Below are 19,970 nucleotides of genomic sequence, written 5' to 3' on the forward strand. Positions count from 1 at the left end.
AACCTTTCGTTGTTCGATTTAGAACTTGCCAGTGCAGAGGGCATTCCAGCGTGTGATTACGCGCTGTTCTCTTTCGAAACCAAGAATGCAAATGCTGCCGGTATCGAGTCGGAACAGTCGGCCGGCTGCGGCACCGAGACCTAGCCAGGTGCCAGTCAGGGCACGCAAGATATGGCCATGGGCGAAGAGAACGATGTCACCTTTGTTTGAGATGCCGAGGGCATGTTCAATAATTCGTTCACAACGCTCTTGCACGGCAGTAGCGTTCTCGCCACCAGGACAACCCTGATCCCAAACAGACCACTCAGGAACGGTTTGACGGATCTCTGCTGTGGTGATGCCTTCATAGTTTCCGTAGTTCCACTCGATCAGCTCCGGCAGGATTTCAGCGTGCATGTCAAGCCCAGCCAGCGCACAAGTGCGCATGGCTCGTTGCAGGGGAGATGACAACACAGCGGCAAATCTCACGCCTTTGAGCACAGGAGCGAGAGCCTTCGCCTCTTTTTCTCCCTGGGGTAGCAAGGGGAGGTCGGTGCTACCGGTATGGCGGCCTTGGAGTGCCCATTCGGTAGCCCCATGGCGGATGATCCAAAGTTGACGAGATGTCATGCAGGACGGTTGCTGCTGGCTGAATTTTGATGAGCATCGTCAAATGATGTCTCCCTGGGTTTGTGCTGTTCAGAAATCACTTGTTGCTGGGATTGATTGCGGTTCGAGTGCGGCTCGCCATCGACGGGAGATCATTGGGCAGCTCGCCCAGTGGAGGTGCACCCAGCTGGCATGCAATGTCTGATGGCTCCATCCTTCTTTGTGTTGCGGAACCCGCCACCCTTGAACTTGCCATAGAGAGCTTGGTTTGTTGATCTTGTGTGGTCGATCAAGAAGGTTGTTTAAGCCATCGTTAGGGCCCGTGGGGTGGAGTTCCCAGCGGTGGAATTCATGGCCCATCAGTCGATCACCTTTACGTACAACAAGACTGTCTTTTGTGCCATCAAGGCTGCGATAACCCACTTGAAGGGAGCCTTTTTTGGCATGAAAAGGAAGTAGGCCTGTCATCGGATGGGCTTGTCCTTCCAGATCAGTGAGGGTCTGTCCAAGCAGCAGCATCCCACCACATTCGGCATAAATCGGGCGCCGTCCATACCAGGCTCGTAGGTCTGCCATGCTGCGATCACATTGACTAAGACTCGCCGCATATTGTTCGGGGAAGCCGCCTGGAAGGATCACACCTTTCGCTTGTGCAGGTAGGGGTTCATCCTCCAGTGGTTTCCAGGGCAGGACTGGCATCCCAAGAGCTTCAAGGCAATCTTTGGTTTCTGGATAGCGAAAATGAAAGGCATCATCTTGAGCGACTGCTACAGGCCGTAGTGGTTGTGGTGATTGGATGCTCTTTTCTCCAAGCAGGGCATGAATTGGATCTATTGCCCGGGTAGGTGCGCGGAGCAACGTTTTGAAGCTCGTTAGATCGAGATGAGTTTCTGCGAGGGCGCTCCAGGCTTGTAGTCGAGCTTCCAATCGCTCAAGCTCATGGGCTGGGGCAAGGCCGAGATGTCTGCTGGGAAGATTGAGTTCAGGATCTCGGGGCAAGCAACCGAGCACTTTCACCTCAATGCCGCTGAGGACTTCTTTCAGTAATTCTTTGTGGCGATTGCTATTGACCCGGTTCAACACCACCCCGGCCAGAGTCAGTTGTGGATCGTGGTCTCGGAAGCCTTTGACAAGGGCAGCTAGGGAGCCTGCTTGGCCGCTTGCATCCACGACAAGCACGATTGGTAGTTGCAGATGACGAGCTACGGCAGCAGTACTGCCTTGCTGCGATGTGCCGACACCATCGAATAGGCCCATGACGCCTTCCACCAGGGCGAGGTCGGCAGCTGCACCAAAGCCATGAAAGCTGTTTTGCACCCAGTCGGGGCCACAGAGCAGTAGGTCAAGGTTTCGACAGGGTCTACCGGAAGCAACTGTTAGTTGTTGCGGGTCGAGATAGTCGGGCCCCACCTTGAATGGTTGGACGCTTAGATTAAGGCTGCGTGCCCAGGCTGTGAGGGTGAGGCTTAGTAAGGTTTTTCCAGTGCCACTGGCTGGGGCAGCAATCACACAGGCCATGACGGGTGGCGGCTGAAAAAGGGCTTCGCCAAAGGGGGGTCTTAGCTAAGCAGCTTGGCAGCAAGGGGGGCCGCAGCGGCCAGCAGGGGGGTGGTGGTGTTATGGCCACCAGCGAGGAGTCTGGCTACATCCATCTCTACAGACGCGACCTGCATGGGGACGACTTCTTCAATCAGCTCCATGCTGGCCATGCCACCTGCTTCGAGTCTCATGCAGCCGCCAGATTCGGCACAGAGAATCACGCAAACGGCATGTTCGAGTTGTGCATCTGGCTTGCAGATCAACCTGACCCCCACGATCTGGCCAGGATGAATGCTCGGTTGCCCCATGGGTACAGGCATAAGGCGAAACTGAATAGTGGTGCCATCGGTTCGGCGGAATTCGGCAGCAATGCCTTCCCCTTTTATTGTCTGGGTGGCTTGTAATTGCCATCCCAGTCGATCGGCGATCCAGGCGGCTAACAAAAGACCCTGGACGGGGTGATGACCCTCAACGTCGATTTCGAGCTGATCAACATGACTAAGGGCATTGCGGCGGTGTGGTGGGTCAAACACCATTGCGAGGTGTTCTCGCCAAGTGCGCAGCCTTAACCAATTCAGATCATTCACCGCTCGGCCTGCTTCCACATGGGCCTTGAGCAGCTCAATGCAGCGATGGGGATCTCCTAGTGCTGTATCGATCACCAGGCGCCGTGGGGTCACAGCCAGCCGCTCGAGCAATTCGGGGGCTTCGTCCAGGCTGCCGTTCCACCAGACCCAGGAGGGCAGTTCTGCAGGTAGTAGAGGTTGAAGGATTCCCAGCCCATCTGTTAGGGCGTGATGGTCACCGCGAAGCACCACCACATCTCCGCAGGCGCTGTTTCCTCCTCCTTCTTCTGGTAATGGGCAATAGGCAGCCACGAGTGTCTCGAGGTCATGCCCCTTCTCGAGGGTTGGTGCCAGTGTGATCAGGCGTCGTGGTTCTAAGGCACTGATGGCAGCATCAATATGTTGCCCACGTAAATCCTCGCCATGTTGATTGCCTTTGCGCTGGGCAAGGACTGCTGCAACACTTGAATCCAGAGGAGGTGTGCTGTGGGGTAGATCACCTTCGGTAACGGCTTGGCGGGCAGCTTGGATGAGCTCTTGGCTCTGCGATCCAATGATCGGGCCATCAATCTGGCCGGTTCTAACCAGCTGCTGTTCGACCCAGGCCGGCTGCCAAACCAGCAGGGAGAATGTTTTGGCGCCTGTGTTGCCAGGTTGATCGTTTAACCAGAGCTGCTCGAGATAGCTAGGGACCTCACTAGGAGGGAGTTGCAGAGGGCTCTGAAGCGTGAGCTGGGGGGACATGGATAGAGCTGAGTAATCAAGATGAGATGAGCCAGGCGGAATCAGGGTCGGCGCCAGAGCAATCCGTCATTGGCAAGCAGGGTATCGGCAGCAGCGGGCCCCCAGGTACGTGATTCATATGGATGAATGGGCAATTGCCATGGGCTGTCTTCAATCAGTTCCAGGAGAGGGGTGTAAAGGCGCCACGCTGCTTCAACCTCATCACTGCGGGTGAATAAAGTTGGGTCACTGAGCATGGCATCGGCTAAAAGTCGGACGTATCCCTCATCGGATGGCTCACCGAAGGATTCGTCATAGGAGAATTCCATCTCTACTGGTCGGCTGCGCATGCCTGAACCAGGTGACTTCACCTCAAAGCGCCACTCGGCTCCTTCATCCGGTTGGATTCGCAGGATGAGTTGGTTCGCTGTAGGGCTGCCCCCAGCGGCATCGAAAAGGTGCACGGGTGCTTCTCGAAAGGTGAGAACCACTTCACTAAGACGCTTTGCCAGTCGTTTGCCAGTGCGAACGTAAAAGGGCACTCCCTGCCAGCGCCAGTTGTCGATGAAAAGTTTCATCGCTACATAGGTCTCGGTGGTGCTGCTGGGATCGACACCCGGCTCCTGTCGGTAGCCTGCTATCGGAGCTTCCTTGGTGCCGCCAGGTGCGTACTGGCCACGGATGCAGCAGTTCCAAGGTTCCAACTCATCCGCTAGGCGAGCCGCTAGCAAAACCTTGGCTTTTTCATTGCGGATTGCCTCAGGGTCAAAGCGCCCTGGCGGTTCCATCGTGGTGATGGCCAGCATCTGGGTGAGATGGTTTTGCACCATGTCGCGCAGGGCCCCTGACGATTCGTAGTAGTTGGCTCGTTCTTCAACCCCTACGGTTTCAGCGGCTGTGATTTGAACGCTGGAGATGTAATTCCGGTTCCAGATTGGTTCAAAGATGGTATTTGCGAATCGCAGCACAAGGATGTTCTGGACTGTTTCTTTGCCGAGGTAGTGGTCGATGCGGAAGATTTGATTCTCTTGGCCACAGCTTTGGACGATTTGATTTAAAGACTGAGCACTGGCGTAATCACGCCCGAATGGTTTTTCGATGACCACTCGACTGCGTTTGGGATCACTTAGAAGACCGGCATTAGCAAGAGCTTTGCAGCCACTGCCGTAGAACTTTGGTGACACCGAAAGATAGAAGGTTCGATTGCTGCGGGTGGCGCGGAGTCGATCAATCTCTTCCAGCCGATGGCTGAGTTTGATGAGGTCTTCTGGCTTCTGTAGATCGACAGGTTCGTAAAAAAGACCAGCGGCGAATTGATCCCAAGCAAGATGGTTTTCGTTGATCGTCTCGCCGAGGGCTTCAGCCATTTTTTGGCGAAATATTTCGTTGCTCCAAGGACGTCGCGCGCAGCCAAGTAGGGCGAATTCACTCGGTAGCCGCCGTTGTTTGTATAGCTCGAAAAGGGCTGGAACCAATTTTCGGTGGGTCAGGTCGCCACTTGCACCAAAGATGACTAGGCACTGCGGAGCGATAACCCGCTCTTGACGTAGTCCAACCCGTAAAGGGTTGGTGATCGTGGTGCTCATGGAACACAGACCTCTTCTGACGGGTAACCAAGGATCTGTGAATTCAAAGTGCTCCAGACCATCCCGGCATGCTTTGTCGTCGTATGCCCAAAAAAATTTGAGGAAGCATAAAAAGACCCGCCCATTTGGGCGGGTCTTTTTATCAGGTTAAAAAACCTGGAGAGTGCAGGATTAATAGGTTTCCACGTGCCAGCGATGAGCTTTCTTCAGCTGGGGTCGTAACTCTGACCAATCGATCCCCTTAGCAGTTGCTGCTGCGGTCATGGCTTCGTCGATGCCAGGCTCCATGCCCTTGAGGCCGCACATATAAACATGGGTTTTGGGGTTCTCAATCATTTTGAAGATCTGATCGGAATACTCCATCACCCTGTCTTGGATATACATCCTGCCGCCTTTAGGATTCTGCTGTTCACGGCTGATGGCCTTGGTATAGATGAAGTTGTCGGGAAACTCTCTGAGATAACGCTCAAAGTCTTCGTCATAAAGCAGGTTGGCCGTGTAGGGAGCTCCCATGAAGAGCCAGGCTTTGCCGCGGAATTTCCAGCCATTCTTGGAGCGCTCTGTGGGCTCAAACATGCGGCGAAGATAGGCACGCATTGGAGCGATGCCGGTTCCGGTGGCCAACATGATCACGTTGGCCTCTTCATCATCTGGTAGAAGCATTTCTTTGCCTACCGGTCCGGTGATCTTCGTTTTGGCTCCAGGCTTGATGTCGCAGAGATAGGTGGAGCAGACACCGTCGATCGTTTTGCCGTCTAGCTCGTATTGGAGCTGACGAACACATAAAGAGACTGTTTTGCCCTCTAGGTTGTCGCCATGGCGGGTGCTGGCAATGGAATACAAGCGGAGCTTATGGGGCTTGCCGTTGACGTCTGTACCAGCAGGAATGATGCCAATGCTCTGGCCTTCTACATAACTGAGATGTGGATCACTCCCGGCAAGGTCGAAAGTGATGTGATTGACCCTGCCAACAGCACCTTCTTTGACCAGGCTGTAGTTCTCTAGAACAGTCCCTTCAAAGGGTGCCTTCGGCTTGTAAAGGTTAATGGGTATCGCTGTTTGAGCGGCTGGGCTTTTGGTATCAGGCTTTTCGGTTGAGGTGGTTGTCGATGATGATTTTCTTTGAGCTGCTTGGCGGTAAGAAAAGCTAAAAGGAGCTAACTTTCCGTCTTGGCCTCGGTAAAAGAGTGCTTTGACAACGTAGAAAGCGCCAATAACAAGAGGGATATGGGCGATTCCACCGAGAACTACTTCAGTTTGGTTGAAAGCCATCAAGAGCAAGAGCGTGACGGCGAGAATACCTTAGAAGGTGTGATGGTATGCATACTCATCCGCGTTTTCGGGTTACGTTTAGCGATTGGCACAGCTCAGTCTCTGGGCATTGGCTCAACGGTCATTGAATTCTTTCGGTATTCTTAGGCGTCTTGAGCACAGCCTCTTCTTGTGGTACCTATCCAGGATCTTCAACCACGTTCGGGTTCCGTGCTCATAGCCTCACCAGAGTCGGTCTCTGTGAAGCGACAGGCCATCGAGCAGACGATGGAACGCTTGCCTCATGGGGCGCGACGACTGGCGGTCCAGCTGAGAACGCCGATCAAAGAGTCTTTGCTATGGGACGTTCTGACCGATTACGACAAACTTAGTGAATTCATCCCAAACCTTGCCAGCAGCACAGTGTTGGAACGCACTGGCAATCGAGTGCGGCTGAACCAGGTGGGTTCTCAACAGTTGCTGGGGCTGAGGTTTTCAGCTCAGGTTCAGTTGGAGTTGGTGGAATATCGATCTGAGGGCCAGTTGCAGTTCCATTTGCTTAAAGGGGACTTCAGACGTTTTGAGGGAAGTTGGATCATGCGTGAGCTGGCTGATGGAACGTCAACTTCCCTTCTCTACGAGCTCACTGTTCAGGGCTGCATTGGTATGCCAGTTGCCTTGATTGAACAGCGATTGAGAGATGATCTCACTGCAAATCTACTTGCAGTGGAGATGGAGGGCTTGCGTCGCCAGTCCTTGGTTTAAACATCTCAAAATGTGCAGATGATCTTGAGCAGCATTTGTTTAAATTGTTCGAGCTAAGGGTCTACGAAAAAGGTCATTGCTTTTGCGAATAGAAGCCCACCTTTAGCAAGCTCAATCCTTTATCAACTGATACCCCCAAGGGGATTCGAACCCCTGTCGCCTCCGTGAAAGGGAGGTGTCCTAGGCCTCTAGACGATGGGGGCGAGGCCGTAATCACAGTTGTCTGTGCTTGTGATCACTCGGGAAAACTACGTTTAAGCCTGACCCTCCGTCAAGGCAAGCGGAGTTCAATCTTGTCCATTTCGTTGCCAGACTGGAACTGTTAAGTAAAAGCATGCGCCCTTGTCGGGTTCTGAGACAACCCAGATTTTGCCCCCATGGACCTCCACGATGCGGCGACATACCGATAGGCCGACTCCGAATCCAGATGTTGACACTGAAGTTTGTGGCAAGCGCACTCGGTCAAGAAAAATCCGCTCTTGCTCATCTTCTGGAATCCCTGGCCCGTTGTCACAGATACTCACCTGCACCCATTGACTTGTGCGGTGCAGCATGGTCAGTGAAACTTCTCCGCCATCCTCAGTGAACTTCAGGGCATTTTCCAGCAGGTTGAGCAGCACCTGTCGCATGCGCCTCTGATCAGCAAAGACCTTGGGTAGGTCGGAGGGAATGTCTGTACGGATCTCGATGTTTCGATCAAGCCATAGCTTTTCGAGCTCTAGGATCGCTTCTGCGGCGATATTTCCTAGATCAAGATTTTGTGGATTGAAAAGGTCTTCCCATTTCGTGCTTTTTACTTCCAGCAGGTCTTTTGATAGCAATTCGATTTCATCAAGACGCCGTTTGACGACATCCTGAAAGTGTTCAATATTGATTTGCCCCAGCTGTTGACTCTGCAACGCTAGGACTGCTGCGGTTAGAGGAGTTCTTAACTCATGAGCCACCATTCTCAGTGTTCTTTCCTGTGCATTGAGGCGGTCGATCAGGGTTTCGTTCTCCTGGCGCAATACCAGCAGCTGATCTTCCAGTTGCAATTCCCTTTGAGTGCGGCTGCCATCTAGTTCTGTTGGCCTCAAACTCAGGCCCAGGCCAGTGACGACGATGTCTTGCTGCCAGCGAGTGATCCAGTTTTGTAGTTGCTGGAAAATACTGCTGCCTGCGAAAACTTGTTTTGGCGTTGGCGATAGCTTGATAAGTGCAGGGGTAGCCACTAGTCGATGCAGTTCAAGCAACTCCGGCTGTTCACTTGGATCAGCCATCTGCAGCGTGACATTGAAGCCGCAGTCTTCATTCTCCAGAAACTGGATCATTGATCGCAGATCGCTTCTGGAGAGCTGATGGCGAGCTGCTACAAGCAGGAGCTGAAGCTGTTGTCGCTGATTGGCTTTGACCCCATCCACTGTGGCGGGTGCCTGGCAAGGTTGAGGTTCACATTATGGGTTTTTACTTGAACTGGTAGAGCCGCTAAGACCTTGATGAACAGTCTGTTGCTCAGTGGGCGTTGCTGATAGCTCTCTTCCCATTGCAAGAATTGGTTGCTCCCACATGTGGATCAGTTGATCCGCGTGGAGGTTGTTGCATAAGCCAAAGAGGGGGATAGCCGTTATCGCTGTAGCTGTTGGCCATACAAGCAGTGCGTCTCATTGACGAAAAACCTGGCGATGAGTGGGACGGGCTGATTGAAGACGAGGGTTTATCCACTATCAGAATTTGCTTGAGAGGGCATCAGCCTCGATTCAGAAGGGATAGGAGTTGATTCGACTCTCTAAAGCGTTGAAATGTCATGACTGACTCAGTTGGGGTGGTTAAACCCTTGTCGGATAGGGCACCATGGCGAAGTCTTGAAGACCAGATCCATTGCGAACCCTTTCCCGTCGACTTCGTCCAGTTTTGGCGGCTTCGTTGTTGATGCCCCTCAGTTTGATTAGTCCTGCTGCGTTTGCTCAGCAAGCTGGTGGGTCCAAAGCAACACCGGCTAGCAACGAAGACATTTTTCTCTATCGAGGCATTGGCTCTTCGTACGTTTGTAATGCACGTGCCGCTGGCGTGGAATTCCCCAAGGCCGTTGGTATCGCTGCCGCTACGTACGCTCAGATCCTTACGGGCCGCCATGGTGGATTAGTGGCTTCGGCAGGAACTAGCAAACTCACCACCAAACAGCTTTTCGCTGGTGCTGAGTTTCAGATCATCACTGGGGCGATTCAGTACTGCCCTAAGGAGGTGCCAGCAGATGTGAAGGCCAAGGTTGAGGAGGCTGTCAAGAAACAACAGGACAGCAAGTAGACGAGGTGAGTTTTCAGGTGATGTTTAACAGCTGCATTTAAATGCAGCTGTTAAACATCTTTGCATGCAAATTGCGCTTAAAGCTGGAGAAAGCATCTTTGATGAGTAGCTCATGCTTGAGAGCATCAACATCTTCTTGCTGGCTGATTAAGCCGCTGTTAACTTGTTGACTAATAAATGTTGATGATGTTCGATGCAGCATTCATCACTGTGATCAATCTCACTGCAGTATTTGAGCAAGGTTAGAACAGATTTGGTTGATCTGATGGATGGTGTGTGAAGCCATCAGTCCTAGATCATGACTGCAAAACACTTCGCTGTTGTCGGTGCTCAATTGCTGACTGCAACCGCTATTGGTACCGCTCCGCTGATCTGGGCAATTGCTGCTCACCCATGCTTGTAAGCCTTTTAGGGTTTGTTTTTATGATAGACTTCCTTAAGGATTGATCGCTTGCTCTAGTTGTCTGAGTATCAATCTATTGTTCACTCATCTTTTGATTAAATCATAAATCATGAACTTGTAGTAATGCTTAGAATCTATTTCTGTCACTTCAACCAGGGTCTTTAATCATTGGTTAATCGATGGTTTTGAGGTTCAATATTTATGATTCAGAATCAGGAAGAGTATCCAGGCTGAATCGATAGCCCTGCTGGCGCATGGTGGTGATGCCACCTCCTTCGCCAAGCCCAGCTTGCTCAAGTTTGCGTCGCAAGGTAAGGATCTGGGTGTCTACAGAACGAGGCCCGCCGCTGAAGGGAGGCCAAGCCATTCGCAATAATTCCTGGCGGCTTCGTACGATACCTGGAGGCATTAAAAGTGCACAGAGAAGTGCAAATTCTCTGGGGCTTAATTCCACAGGTTTTTCGCGCAGAGTTACTTGTCTGAGCAACAAGTGGACTTCAAGGGGGCCCACTGTGACGCGCTCCTGTAAACCGCTATGTCCCCGTTTCAGCAAGGTGCGACAGCGTGCGGCGAGTTCTTCAAGTCCAAATGGTTTGCGCAACACATCGTCAGCGCCTTCATTCAGGAGGCCCACCATGGGCTCTGTGCCTGTTCGAGCTGTTAACACGATCACAGGGCAACGGAGCTGATGAGAGAGTCGCATTGCAGAACTCCTCTCAAGTAACTCAGCACTAACGAGAAGATCAGGTGATTGATCTCGGCAGACGTCAAGGGCTTCCACGGCGGATGCCACTGCAGCGGTGAGATGGCCGTCCTGACGGAGGCGATGGACCAGCACCGTGCGAAGAGTTTGGTGAGGTTCCACCACAAGGACCCTTGAGGGCTGCTTTGGCGTGGTCTGCATCTGCAAAGACCCCGATGAAGACACTTGGGTGTCCTCATTGGAATGAAGATTGCGGGGAATGGAGGTCACATGTGATCACAGATCGCGCTTACGCTAAACCCAATCCAATGGCAAGCTGCCAAAAGAGGCTGCCGTGATCTCCGACCATGACATCTCTTGATCACCCTGAGGCGATTAGACACTTCCAGTCGCTTTGTGATGCTTGTCAGGAACTGACCAGTCGTTACCACAGTCAGTCGGAGCTGCGGCTCTATGCAGACGGCTACATTCATGCCCTAAGGCGTAGTGGGCAACTGGAGATAAGGGATCAGGCCAGGTTTGAAGATCTTGTCGATCGTTGGATTTTGGATCCCTCCAGCTTTATTGGCCCAGATGGCGATATTGGAACTCTTTATCGCAAAAAAGAAGCGGGTTGGTAATTCCTTTTTGGAATTCCAGCAGCCTTTGCAGACCAGCCGGCCAGGGCAAGTTCCCTGTTTACATCCCAGGAATTGGTTAGCTGCCTTTTGTTTTCGCTAGCTGTGTTGGCCATGATTGGCTCGTTGGCGACCAACATGGGTCTGGTTCCCTAAGTTTTGGAGAGGTATCTCGTTAAGCCCATCATCCCAAGCCTCTCTAGGGCTGATGGGGATGCCCTAGGGGGGCAATGCTGCTGAGTAGCTCAGTCCTTTTTAAGGCCAAACAATTTCTTCCAGCCTCGCCAAACCAGCGGGTTATTGCCTTTGGTGATCACTGTGATCGCTCGACCCAAAAACCAGGAACCAGCAAAAAATCCGATCACAGCCACTCCATAGAGGAGATTTGCTTGCAAGGTTGTGGCGAGTAGTAACGGCATTTAATTGCTAAGACTTAACGAATTAAAGCTTGAGATTCTAGCTGTTAAGAGCGATCTCAAGCTTCTCGGCCAATTCTCCCGCGTTGTACATCTCAATCAAGATATCTGATCCGCCGATAAATTCTCCTTTTACATAAACCTGGGGAATTGTCGGCCAATTGGAGTAGTCCTTGATCCCTTGGCGAATTTCCATGTCGGAGAGCACATCAAAGGTTTCGAAGCTCATGCCGAGGGAGTTGAGGATCTGCACGCAATTGTTGGAGAAGCCGCACTGTGGCATCAGTTTTGTGCCTTTCATGAACACCATGATCGGGCTTGATTGGATCAGGGCTTCAATACGTGTTTTGGTAGTGGGATCCATCGAAAACGAGGGGGGATAGGGTTTAGTTGGGAGTAGAGGTGCTTAAGGCCAGGGCATGGATAACTTCACTGGCGAGCTGATCTTTGAGGGCCCCATAGACCAACTGATGCTGACGGATTCTGGAAAGGCCAGCGAAGGCGTTTGAGATGACGCTCACCTGTAGATGGTCGCCGCCACCAGTGAGGTCTTCAACGGTGACTTGGGCATCAGGTAGGGCTAGCCGGATCGCTGCACCCACCTCGTCGGATTGAACCATGGAGACCAATGTTGACTTCAAAGCTTGATGCTGGCAGATCCAAGTCGAAAGTTGACTCAGTTGGGAGCTGTCAGCTTGGCGCCGGCATAGGGGGTTTCTACGAAGCCCAGCTCCAGAAGGCTCTGATAGGCCTTTTGGCCTTCGGGGCGGGAGGGCGAGACTAGTTTGACCACTTCAACCAACACCGGTACAGCGAGCTCAAGTTTGTTCTGTTGGCGAAAAAGTGCGGCAAGGCGAAGGTTGGCCTGTGCCAGAAGCCCCATGGCCTTACGCCCTTTGGCATCCATTTCACGAGGAATACGAGCATCCAGTCCGCGGAAGGCTCCACTGAGGTTCCGATAAAAGCCAAGCAGCTGCTTTGAAGCATCGCGAGCGTTGTCGTAGTCAGTTCGGGCTTGAGTCAGATTTCCAGCGGATACAGCAGCATCTCCTTGATTCAGCATGTTTTGGACTGCAGAAACGTTGAATCCAATGCCTGCCTGGGCCAGCACCTTGTCATTGGATGAAGCTGCTGTTTGAGCTAGTGCTGAACCAGATGAGAGAAGTAGGCCAGCAGAAAGAGCAAGGGCCGTCAGCGGAAGGCGACAACGCATGAACTGAAGAACAGATGGGCGAAACTTTAAGGTGCTTTCTTGAGACGGCCTACTGCATGGAGGGCCGCTTGTTCAGCTGCATGCATCTTTTCTGACAACTCTGTATTGAAGCTTTTCACTGCCTCACGACCAGTCTCCAAGACCTTCATCGGTTCTGCGAAGCAAATTGATGCCCGTCCACAGGCTTTGGGAATGACTTCGCTATAGCCAAGACCAACTGGTACAACTTGGACATCAATATTTTGGCTTTTTGCAAGTTGAGCCAGACGTGCCAAACCTTGATAGAGCTTGATGGGTTTGTCTGTGCGATTGATTGTTCCTTCTGGAAAAACCACGACCTGTTGTCCATCGGCCATCAGATCAATCGCATAGCGCAGGCTGGTGAGCGAAGGTTTGCTCTGATTAACCGGGAAACATCCCAAGCGATGGAGAAACCATCCCTGTAGGCCCTTCATTTCATCAACAGTGACCATAAATCGACAATCACGACCCGTAACCCGACGGCCAGCGGCCATGGGCAACATCAATGCATCCCAGCGTGAACGATGGGTGGGAGCCAGCAACACTGGCCCTTGCATGGGCAGATTCTCTTGCCCCAGAACGATGCGCTCTCGAAAGTATTGGCGCAGGACGATGTCTTGCGTCGCCACCATGGCAACGGGGGCCAAAAAAGGGTCTATTGCGAGACCCAGGGAATTTTCACGAGTCGCTAGGGCCGAGGACACCGTCTCTGGCGAGTTCAAACATCCGAAGTTAAAGGCCAAGAACCTCTGAACCCAATGTTGATTGGGCAGTTGAACCGGCGGTCAAATCCCTTAGAGAATAGAAGGGGGGCAATTATCCCCAATAGGATCAGGCCTGTTTCCCTTTCTTTATGGCCAGCCTCGGGGTCAACATCGACCACATTGCCAATGTGCGCCAGGCTCGCCAAACCGTGGAACCCGATCCAGTGCCGATGGCTCTATTGGCGGAACTTGGTGGAGCCGATGGCATCACAGTTCACTTAAGAGAAGATCGCCGTCATATTCAGGATCGAGACTTGGACCTGCTTCGGGCAACAGTGCGCAGTCGTCTCAATTTGGAGATGGCAGCCACTGCTGAAATGGTGGGGATTGCTTTAAAAATTCAACCTGACATGGTGACACTCGTACCAGAACAACGGCAGGAGGTGACCACAGAAGGAGGTTTGGATGTTGCTGCCCAGCAGGGATCCTTGAAAGGCATGGTTGATCAGCTGCAGGTTGCAGGGATTCCCGTCAGCTTGTTTGTAGACCCTGTTTCTCAACAACTGGAGGCAGCTAGTACGAGTGGTGCCCGTTGGGTGGAGCTGCACACTGGCGCTTACGCCGAAGCCTGTTGGGCTGATCAATCCTTTGAACTTGCACGCTTGACTGAAGCGACAACAAGAGCGCGCAGCCTTGGCTTACGGGTGAATGCTGGGCATGGCCTCACTTATCAGAATGTAGAAGCCGTGGCTGCGATTGAAGGGATTGAAGAATTGAATATTGGTCATACAATTGTGGCCCGCTCGATCGCTGTAGGCCTTCAAGAAGCTGTAAGAGAGATGAAGCGTCTTGTCCAGAATCCCCGACGAGAGCCTCTTTTTGGGTAGTCAGTAAGGATGAGTAGGCATTATTTATCTCTGCAAATCAATGCTTACTCAGTAAATCTTTGATGCCGGACATGTTGGCTGAGTAAAAACGATGAATCTGCCTGCAGTGATGGTGGTCTCGATCGTTACTTATCCTTCTGCTGAAGCCTAAAATAGGCTCTCCAACATTGAGCAATCAGAATCTGAACAACCCTAGGAAGGTGCGACGTCCAGTCGAATTCTCTGCGGAGGCTCGATCGTCTTGTTTGTAACGGGGCTTGGTTTCACCGATGGTAATCAGGGCCTCTTTCTCCTTCCACCAGATCCAGTCACGGATTGGTGGTGTGGTCATCAAATCTTCCCGGGTGAGACCAAGCTCAAGCTGGGCTGCCGCACCTAGAAGGACGTCAATCATGGAGTCTGCATCCTCGCAACGCGCCAAAGCTTCATTGGTGCGCTCAGCACCATTGAGGGATTTGACGAGTAAGTCGACTCGTTTGATGACCGGCAACGTGCGTGGATCCAAATCAACCACTTCAAGACTGTTCACCGTACGCAGTAGCGCTGACATATGGCTACTGCCAAGTCAGAATCTTGAAGAGAATGCTGCTGCGATTGTGAAGTCACCCCGCGAATGTCACTGGGTGATTGGGGATGTCCATGGCTGTTATCAATCCTTGGTAGAGCTCATCGCCTTGCTCCCCAGCTCAGACCAGCTCGTGTTTTGTGGAGATGTGATCAATCGAGGGCCGGCCATTGAGGCCACCATGTTGCTTGCCTGGGAAATGGTCTATGGCGGTCGTGCTCATTGGTTGCGTGGAAACCATGAACAACACCTGATCGATTGTCTGGAGGTCGACCCTCAAGATGGCCAGGCTGCTTTGCTGGCGATTGACACGTACCGGCAATTGGGTGATCGCCAGGCTCGAGAGTGGTTAAGCCGCTTGAAAGGGCTTCCTCTTGTTTACAAAGCCAAGGGATGGATTGCGACTCACGCTGGCTTTGACCTCGATGGCAATACTGATTTGAGCATTCGTCAGCGATTCTGGGAGGATTACGACGGTCGCTATGGACGCGTGATCGTGGCTCATACCCCTCGTTTCCAGGTGGAGCGCCATCGCCATATTGTGATGATTGATACGGGGGCTTGCTACGGGGGGCTGCTGAGCGCCTATTGCCCAGAACGCGATGCTGTTGTTCAGGTCTGCGGTGACCGCAAGTTGAATCAGCATCTTGCATGCGATGTCGACAAGCTCAAAGAGGCGTTCACTCGAGAGATGACTACATCATCATCCCTGGTTTCTACTAAGCCTTGCTGACGATCTACCGCAGCAACAGAGCGGAGTGGTTAGCTCGAGTGTTGGCGGAGCAGCTGCGTCTGGCACCACCAGGTCTATTTGACTCAGTGGATGTCGTGGTGAACACCTGGCCCACAAGCCGCTGGCTGGGGGAACAGTTGGCAAGCGTGAATGGCATCAGTGCTTTGGTGCGATTCCCTTTCCCAGGATCACGTTTAAGGCAATTGGTTCGGATGATATTGGGGATCGATAGTGATGCTGAAGATCCCTGGCGGGCTAGTCGACTCGTTTGGCCTTTGCTTGATTTGTTGCCACAGCTTTTGGAGACTGAAGAAGCTGCGCCATTGAGAGAATGGGTCAATCGGCAGCCATCTCGGCCAGGCCACCTCAACCGAGTGCAATGGCAGTTAGCCAGAAGCATTGCCGATGCCTTTGACGACTATGCGCTTTACCGCCCCAAGTTGATTCATCAATGGCTGCAGGGCAGTGATCGGCTTTTGAACTCATCGCAGGAGATGCCTTTAACCCTGCGCTGGCAACCCCAGTTGCTGCGTTTATTGGCTGAACGTTTGCAGGTTGAACCGTTCGGGATTCAGGTGCATAGGGCTGTTTCAAAGCTGCGCAGCGGAGACAACCCCGCCATGGCATTGCCAAGTCAACTGCGGCTTTTTGGTCTGAGCAGTCTTGCTCCGGCGCAAGTGGAGTTGATTCAGGCCCTCTCGGGTCTTGTGGACGTACAGATGTTTCTGCTGACCCCCTGTCCGGATCTTTGGCAGCGATGTCGTAGCAGAAGGGAGACGTTGGGGAATCAGTGGACCGAGCCAGCTGATGGTTTGTGGATGTTCGAAGCGCCGCGCTTAGAAGCCATTCTTGGACGCATGGGCGCGGAATTTCAGCAGTTGCTGGAAGGTGGCGGTGAGAGTCAGCTTGGCCAGTGGCAGGAGGGTGATCTATTCGCCGCGCCGGCCAGCATGGCTTGTGAATCCGGGCAAGAACCTACGTTGCTTGAGCAGCTTCAGCAGCAGCTTGTCTCGCCGGAGGATCATCAACCTCTGCGGCGCAGGCAAGAGGACAGTTCTTTGCAGTTTTTGGCTTGCCCTGGGCAATGGCGCCAGGTGCAGTTGGTCCGCGATCAGATCTTGCAATGGTTTGCTGCCGACCCCAGCCTCGAACCCCGTGATGTGTTGGTGATGACCCCACAGGTCAATCGTTTTGCTCCTCTGCTCGCATCGGTGTTCAACGATGCTGCAGCCACTGGCGTGGAGCTTCCCTGGCGGCTCACAGATCGCAGCCAGCAGAACAGCCCTGGGCTGACGCAGGGGATGTTGCAACTGCTTCAGATCGCAGGCGAGCGATTGACTGCCACCGCCCTTGAAGGCTTGCTCGCTAATCCGGCAATACAGCAGCAGCAAGGTTTCAGCCAGGACGATGCCAGTAGCCTTAGTCGCTGTTTACAGCGCACAGGATTTCGCTGGGGCCTTGATGCCGAGGAGCGTGGTGGTGATGAGACCCATAGCCTCAGCTGGTGCCTGGATCGCTGGCTGCTTGGCTTGGTGTTGCCCAGCACACCAGGTCTGGCCCCTGGAGGAGCAGCACCCTTCGCAGAGGGGCTGGAACCAGCACAGCTTGCGAAGTGGTGGCAGCTTTTAGCCCAGTTCTGCCGGCAGCTGAAAGAGTTTCGTCGTGCTCGAACTTGTGGAGCTTGGGTAGAGCTTCTACAGGGTTTTGTCGAGGAGTTGTTTGGTGATGGTGGCTCTTGGGCCTGGGAGCGGCAGTGCCTGCTGATTGCTTTGGAGGATTGGCGTCAGATTGGTGCTGATTGCACGTTGTTGCTGGAAGCGGCTGTTGTAGCAGATGTGTTGAATGAAGCTCTCTCTGCAGATAGCGGTCGGTTTGGACATCGCACTGGTGCCCTCACAGTGAGTGCTCTGGAGCCGATGCGTGCCATCCCTCATCGTGTGATCGTGCTGATGGGATTGGACGCCGATGTTTTCCCTCGCCATCGCGAGCGAGCTGGCTTTCATCTATTGGAGCAGCAGCGTCAGCTAGGGGATCCACGCAGTAGTGATCAAGATCGTTATGTGCTTTTGGAAGCATTGATGTCGACCCGACAGCATTTGCTAATCACATGGAACAGTCGCGATGAGCACACGGGGGAATGTCGCCCAGCAGCCAGTCCTGTGCAGCAATGGCTCGGATGGCTGCGGCATGAGCTCAGCGATGAGACGTTCCAGGGCCTATGTCGAGAACCAGCCGCCAACCCCCTTGATCGCAGTAATTTTCTATCTCAGGGGAGCCAACCGCCTCCTAGCTGTGACCGTCGCCATTTCGAGGCGCGCCGCTGGTTGGATAAAACTCTTGCGCCACCACCCCTTGCCCTTGCTCTACCTTTGCATTGGAGTTCGGTGTCATTGGATGCTTCTGCGGTTATCTCATCTGAATTGTTGTTGCGCTGGTTAATCGCTCCCCAGCTGATTTGGCTGGAGCAATTTCAGGTAACACCACGTGAATGGTTTGATCCTGTTGAAGACCTTGAGGCCCTCGATCTAGATGAATGGCATCGGCATGGTCTGCTCAGGCAACGCTTGTCAGAGCTGCTTGGCCATCTCCCTACGGATGAGAAGGCATTGTTGCAGGGATCAGAAGCAGGTGATTGGAAGCATCGCTATGCCGGCCAAGGCACCCTTCCACCAGGAGCAGCTGCGACGTTGGAGTGCGAACGACTCGAGAAGCGTTGGCAACATTTACAGGCAACGCTACTGAGCATGGGACCATGCTCGACACGACGTCTTGAATTGGCGGATGGCTCCAGGCAAATGCTTTGGGCTGGGGACACGGTCGTGGTGGTGCAACCAGGTCAGTTGAAGTCAAGGGGGGTGATGGAGGGATGGCTAAGCCATTTGCAGGTCTGCGCAAATCACACGCTTACCTCGGCAACTGTCGTCGTAGCCCGTTGTGGATCAGCAGCCAAGAAGGATCAATTTGAGATAGCTCTGCGTTGGCAGCCACTTCCAGCCGAGCAAGCAAGAGAACAACTCATTGCTTTGCAGGCTTTGGCCTGTCAGGGTTTGAGTCAGTGTTGGCCGGTGCCACCGATGAGTGGTTGGGCCTACGCCAACGCCAACAACAAATCGGCTGGTAGGGGTGAACAAGCCTTCCGTCAGTCTTGGAGTGGCGGATTTAATGTTCAGGGTGAGCGTGAACGGGCTGAGATGCAGCTCTGTTTTGGTCTGAACTGCGAAGCTTCAGAGCTTCTCAACAGCGCTGGTTTTGAGCAGGCATACACAAGCCTCTATGGCCCTTTGGTTGAGACATTGGCGATCTAGAAGTCATTGCGGCTGATCATTGATTTGAAGGTCATGCAAGCTTTTTGCTATTCAGTCTGCGCAGACTTGTGTGAATAGATCCATGTCATGGCTTCGATGTCAAATTCTACAAAGCAAAGCCCATCAGAGTCTCTGGGTATGGCTTTTTCTGGTTGGGGACTGAGTTGGGGAGGCTGGCTGGATAATCGCCAGGGTGAGTGGTGGCTGTTGGCACAGATCATCCTGATTGCAGCCCATCTCTTGCCCCCTTGGCCTGCTTTAGAGCGTTGGGGATATCGCTGGCCATTGCCAATTACCATTTTTGGCGCCTGCCTATTTGGTGTGGGGGTGTTGTTAGTGGTTCAAGCGTTCTGGCGTCTTGGCGCAAGCCTTTCACCACTGCCTGATCCAAAGCCCGCTGCTGCCCTGGTAACGATGGGTGCCTATCGACGCTGCCGCCATCCGCTTTATCAAGCGCTGTTGCTGTGTTCCGCTGGAGTTGCCATTGCCCTTGGCAGCCTGTTGCATGTGGCGTTGTTCCTTGCGTTGTGCCTTTTGCTGAGAGGCAAGGCTCGGCGGGAGGAGCGAAAGTTACTGATCTTGCATCCTGAATACAGTGCCTATCGCACTAGTACTGTGGCGATTATCCCTGGGTTGCCCTTACTGGACTGGCGGAGCTGAAACTACTTTCGCAAAACATCCCCGAACTGGGGCCAAATGAAATCAAGATTGGAATTGCAAAATATTGCCATCCGCATAAGAGTTGCCAGGCTTTGAGCTCAGATACCCTTGGTTCAATTATGTAGTCAAAAATCAATGAATAGCTAAAAGTCTGAACCTATGTCGTGAGGATTGATGCGGCTTTGGGGAGGAAAATGTTCCAGCTGTTACAGAAGGACATCTTCTGACAAGGTCAAAAAGCTTTTCTTGATTTTTGGCCGCATATTTTGGCTCTGGTATTTCTATCAAGATAAGCAGTGATTTCGATGGGCTGCTAGTCACTCTTGAACTATTTTTCCTTTTTAGCTGTAGTATGAGTTTAAGTGTTCTTTAGAGAATTTTGCTCTAGTAGATAACTATGGCACTAGCTCAAGGCTTGCATAGGAGTAGTTGCCTTTTTGAT

Annotated in this window: 20 protein-coding genes and 1 tRNA gene; 7 read left to right on the forward strand and 14 right to left on the reverse strand. The window is 52.8% G+C overall.

Annotated elements, in window-relative coordinates; all coding sequences use genetic code 11:
* Positions 1 to 18: 18 nt before the first annotated feature.
* The 5 genes from SIB79_RS02985 to SIB79_RS03005 all read right to left on the reverse strand — a co-directional run bounded on the left by SIB79_RS02985 (position 19) and on the right by SIB79_RS03005 (position 6,274).
* Complete coding sequence (locus SIB79_RS02985; RefSeq protein ID WP_063402942.1) at positions 19 to 609, reverse strand: histidine phosphatase family protein; 591 nt, start codon at positions 607 to 609, stop codon at positions 19 to 21.
* Between the two features lie 69 nt (positions 610 to 678).
* A complete protein-coding gene (locus SIB79_RS02990) occupies positions 679 to 2,106 on the reverse strand; it encodes a cobyrinate a,c-diamide synthase (protein WP_063402941.1) in 1,428 nt (475 codons plus the stop codon).
* 41 nt (positions 2,107 to 2,147) lie between these two features.
* Positions 2,148 to 3,437 carry a glucose-6-phosphate dehydrogenase assembly protein OpcA gene (locus SIB79_RS02995; RefSeq protein ID WP_063402940.1) on the reverse strand — a complete coding sequence of 430 codons (1,290 nt, stop codon included), beginning with the start codon at positions 3,435 to 3,437 and terminating at the stop codon, positions 2,148 to 2,150.
* Positions 3,438 to 3,478: 41 nt separating this feature from the next.
* Complete coding sequence (zwf, locus tag SIB79_RS03000) at positions 3,479 to 5,002, reverse strand: glucose-6-phosphate dehydrogenase (protein WP_011130474.1); 1,524 nt, start codon at positions 5,000 to 5,002, stop codon at positions 3,479 to 3,481.
* Between the two features lie 171 nt (positions 5,003 to 5,173).
* Positions 5,174 to 6,274, reverse strand: coding sequence for an FAD-binding oxidoreductase (locus tag SIB79_RS03005; RefSeq protein WP_063402939.1), 1,101 nt, complete (start codon positions 6,272 to 6,274; stop codon positions 5,174 to 5,176).
* A 171-nt stretch (positions 6,275 to 6,445) separates the two neighbouring features.
* Between SIB79_RS03005 and SIB79_RS03010 the strand changes: the two genes are divergently transcribed.
* Positions 6,446 to 7,018 carry an SRPBCC family protein gene (locus SIB79_RS03010; RefSeq protein ID WP_074161301.1) on the forward strand — a complete coding sequence of 191 codons (573 nt, stop codon included), beginning with the start codon at positions 6,446 to 6,448 and terminating at the stop codon, positions 7,016 to 7,018.
* A 130-nt stretch (positions 7,019 to 7,148) separates the two neighbouring features.
* Here the strand turns inward: SIB79_RS03010 and SIB79_RS03015 are convergent.
* Positions 7,149 to 7,221, reverse strand: a tRNA-Glu gene (locus tag SIB79_RS03015).
* Between the two features lie 84 nt (positions 7,222 to 7,305).
* On the reverse strand, positions 7,306 to 8,418 hold the full coding sequence (locus SIB79_RS03020) for a histidine kinase (RefSeq protein ID WP_063402938.1): 1,113 nt from the start codon (positions 8,416 to 8,418) through the stop codon (positions 7,306 to 7,308).
* A 457-nt stretch (positions 8,419 to 8,875) separates the two neighbouring features.
* Between SIB79_RS03020 and SIB79_RS03025 the strand changes: the two genes are divergently transcribed.
* Positions 8,876 to 9,301, forward strand: a complete 426-nt coding sequence (locus tag SIB79_RS03025; RefSeq protein WP_063402937.1) for a hypothetical protein — start codon at positions 8,876 to 8,878, stop codon at positions 9,299 to 9,301.
* 602 nt (positions 9,302 to 9,903) lie between these two features.
* On the opposite strand, the gene SIB79_RS03030 is transcribed toward SIB79_RS03025, so the two are convergent.
* The gene (locus SIB79_RS03030; RefSeq protein WP_236072498.1) at positions 9,904 to 10,608 is read right to left on the reverse strand and encodes a response regulator transcription factor; all 705 of its coding nucleotides are present in this window, start codon (positions 10,606 to 10,608) and stop codon (positions 9,904 to 9,906) included.
* Between the two features lie 146 nt (positions 10,609 to 10,754).
* Between SIB79_RS03030 and SIB79_RS03035 the strand changes: the two genes are divergently transcribed.
* Complete coding sequence (locus tag SIB79_RS03035; protein WP_063402936.1) at positions 10,755 to 11,027, forward strand: DUF6761 family protein; 273 nt, start codon at positions 10,755 to 10,757, stop codon at positions 11,025 to 11,027.
* 242 nt (positions 11,028 to 11,269) lie between these two features.
* On the opposite strand, the gene SIB79_RS03040 is transcribed toward SIB79_RS03035, so the two are convergent.
* From SIB79_RS03040 to SIB79_RS03060, 5 genes are all read right to left on the reverse strand, one after another.
* Positions 11,270 to 11,419, reverse strand: a complete 150-nt coding sequence (locus SIB79_RS03040) for a hypothetical protein (RefSeq protein ID WP_169276521.1) — start codon at positions 11,417 to 11,419, stop codon at positions 11,270 to 11,272.
* Positions 11,420 to 11,480: 61 nt separating this feature from the next.
* Entirely contained in the window at positions 11,481 to 11,804 is a 324-nt protein-coding gene (gene grxD, locus SIB79_RS03045; protein WP_011130467.1) for a Grx4 family monothiol glutaredoxin, read from the reverse strand.
* Between the two features lie 22 nt (positions 11,805 to 11,826).
* A complete protein-coding gene (locus SIB79_RS03050) occupies positions 11,827 to 12,060 on the reverse strand; it encodes a BolA family protein (RefSeq protein WP_011130466.1) in 234 nt (77 codons plus the stop codon).
* A 56-nt stretch (positions 12,061 to 12,116) separates the two neighbouring features.
* Positions 12,117 to 12,653: a hypothetical protein gene (locus tag SIB79_RS03055; protein ID WP_063402935.1), complete on the reverse strand. Its 537-nt coding sequence runs from the start codon at positions 12,651 to 12,653 to the stop codon at positions 12,117 to 12,119.
* A 26-nt stretch (positions 12,654 to 12,679) separates the two neighbouring features.
* Positions 12,680 to 13,417, reverse strand: coding sequence for a lysophospholipid acyltransferase family protein (locus SIB79_RS03060; protein WP_063402934.1), 738 nt, complete (start codon positions 13,415 to 13,417; stop codon positions 12,680 to 12,682).
* Between the two features lie 110 nt (positions 13,418 to 13,527).
* Between SIB79_RS03060 and SIB79_RS03065 the strand changes: the two genes are divergently transcribed.
* Positions 13,528 to 14,265 carry a pyridoxine 5'-phosphate synthase gene (locus tag SIB79_RS03065; protein ID WP_063402933.1) on the forward strand — a complete coding sequence of 246 codons (738 nt, stop codon included), beginning with the start codon at positions 13,528 to 13,530 and terminating at the stop codon, positions 14,263 to 14,265.
* A gap of 175 nt (positions 14,266 to 14,440) precedes the next feature.
* On the opposite strand, the gene SIB79_RS03070 is transcribed toward SIB79_RS03065, so the two are convergent.
* A complete protein-coding gene (locus tag SIB79_RS03070) occupies positions 14,441 to 14,815 on the reverse strand; it encodes a hypothetical protein (protein ID WP_236066052.1) in 375 nt (124 codons plus the stop codon).
* A 46-nt stretch (positions 14,816 to 14,861) separates the two neighbouring features.
* Here SIB79_RS03070 and SIB79_RS03075 point away from each other — a divergent pair, with 46 nt between their 5' ends.
* From SIB79_RS03075 to SIB79_RS03085, 3 genes are all read left to right on the forward strand, one after another.
* Positions 14,862 to 15,563, forward strand: a complete 702-nt coding sequence (locus SIB79_RS03075) for a metallophosphoesterase (RefSeq protein WP_081215617.1) — start codon at positions 14,862 to 14,864, stop codon at positions 15,561 to 15,563.
* Positions 15,557 to 18,868, forward strand: coding sequence for an exodeoxyribonuclease V subunit gamma (locus tag SIB79_RS03080; RefSeq protein WP_063402931.1), 3,312 nt, complete (start codon positions 15,557 to 15,559; stop codon positions 18,866 to 18,868). The genes SIB79_RS03075 and SIB79_RS03080 overlap by 7 nt, the downstream gene beginning before the upstream one ends.
* 87 nt (positions 18,869 to 18,955) lie before the next feature.
* On the forward strand, positions 18,956 to 19,528 hold the full coding sequence (locus SIB79_RS03085) for a methyltransferase family protein (RefSeq protein ID WP_081215616.1): 573 nt from the start codon (positions 18,956 to 18,958) through the stop codon (positions 19,526 to 19,528).
* The last annotated feature ends 442 nt before the right edge of the window (positions 19,529 to 19,970 follow it).

Origin of the sequence: Prochlorococcus sp. MIT 1342, assembly GCF_047304495.1 — a bacterium.
In the GTDB taxonomy this organism is placed as follows: Bacteria; Cyanobacteriota; Cyanobacteriia; order PCC-6307; family Cyanobiaceae; genus Prochlorococcus; species Prochlorococcus marinus_D.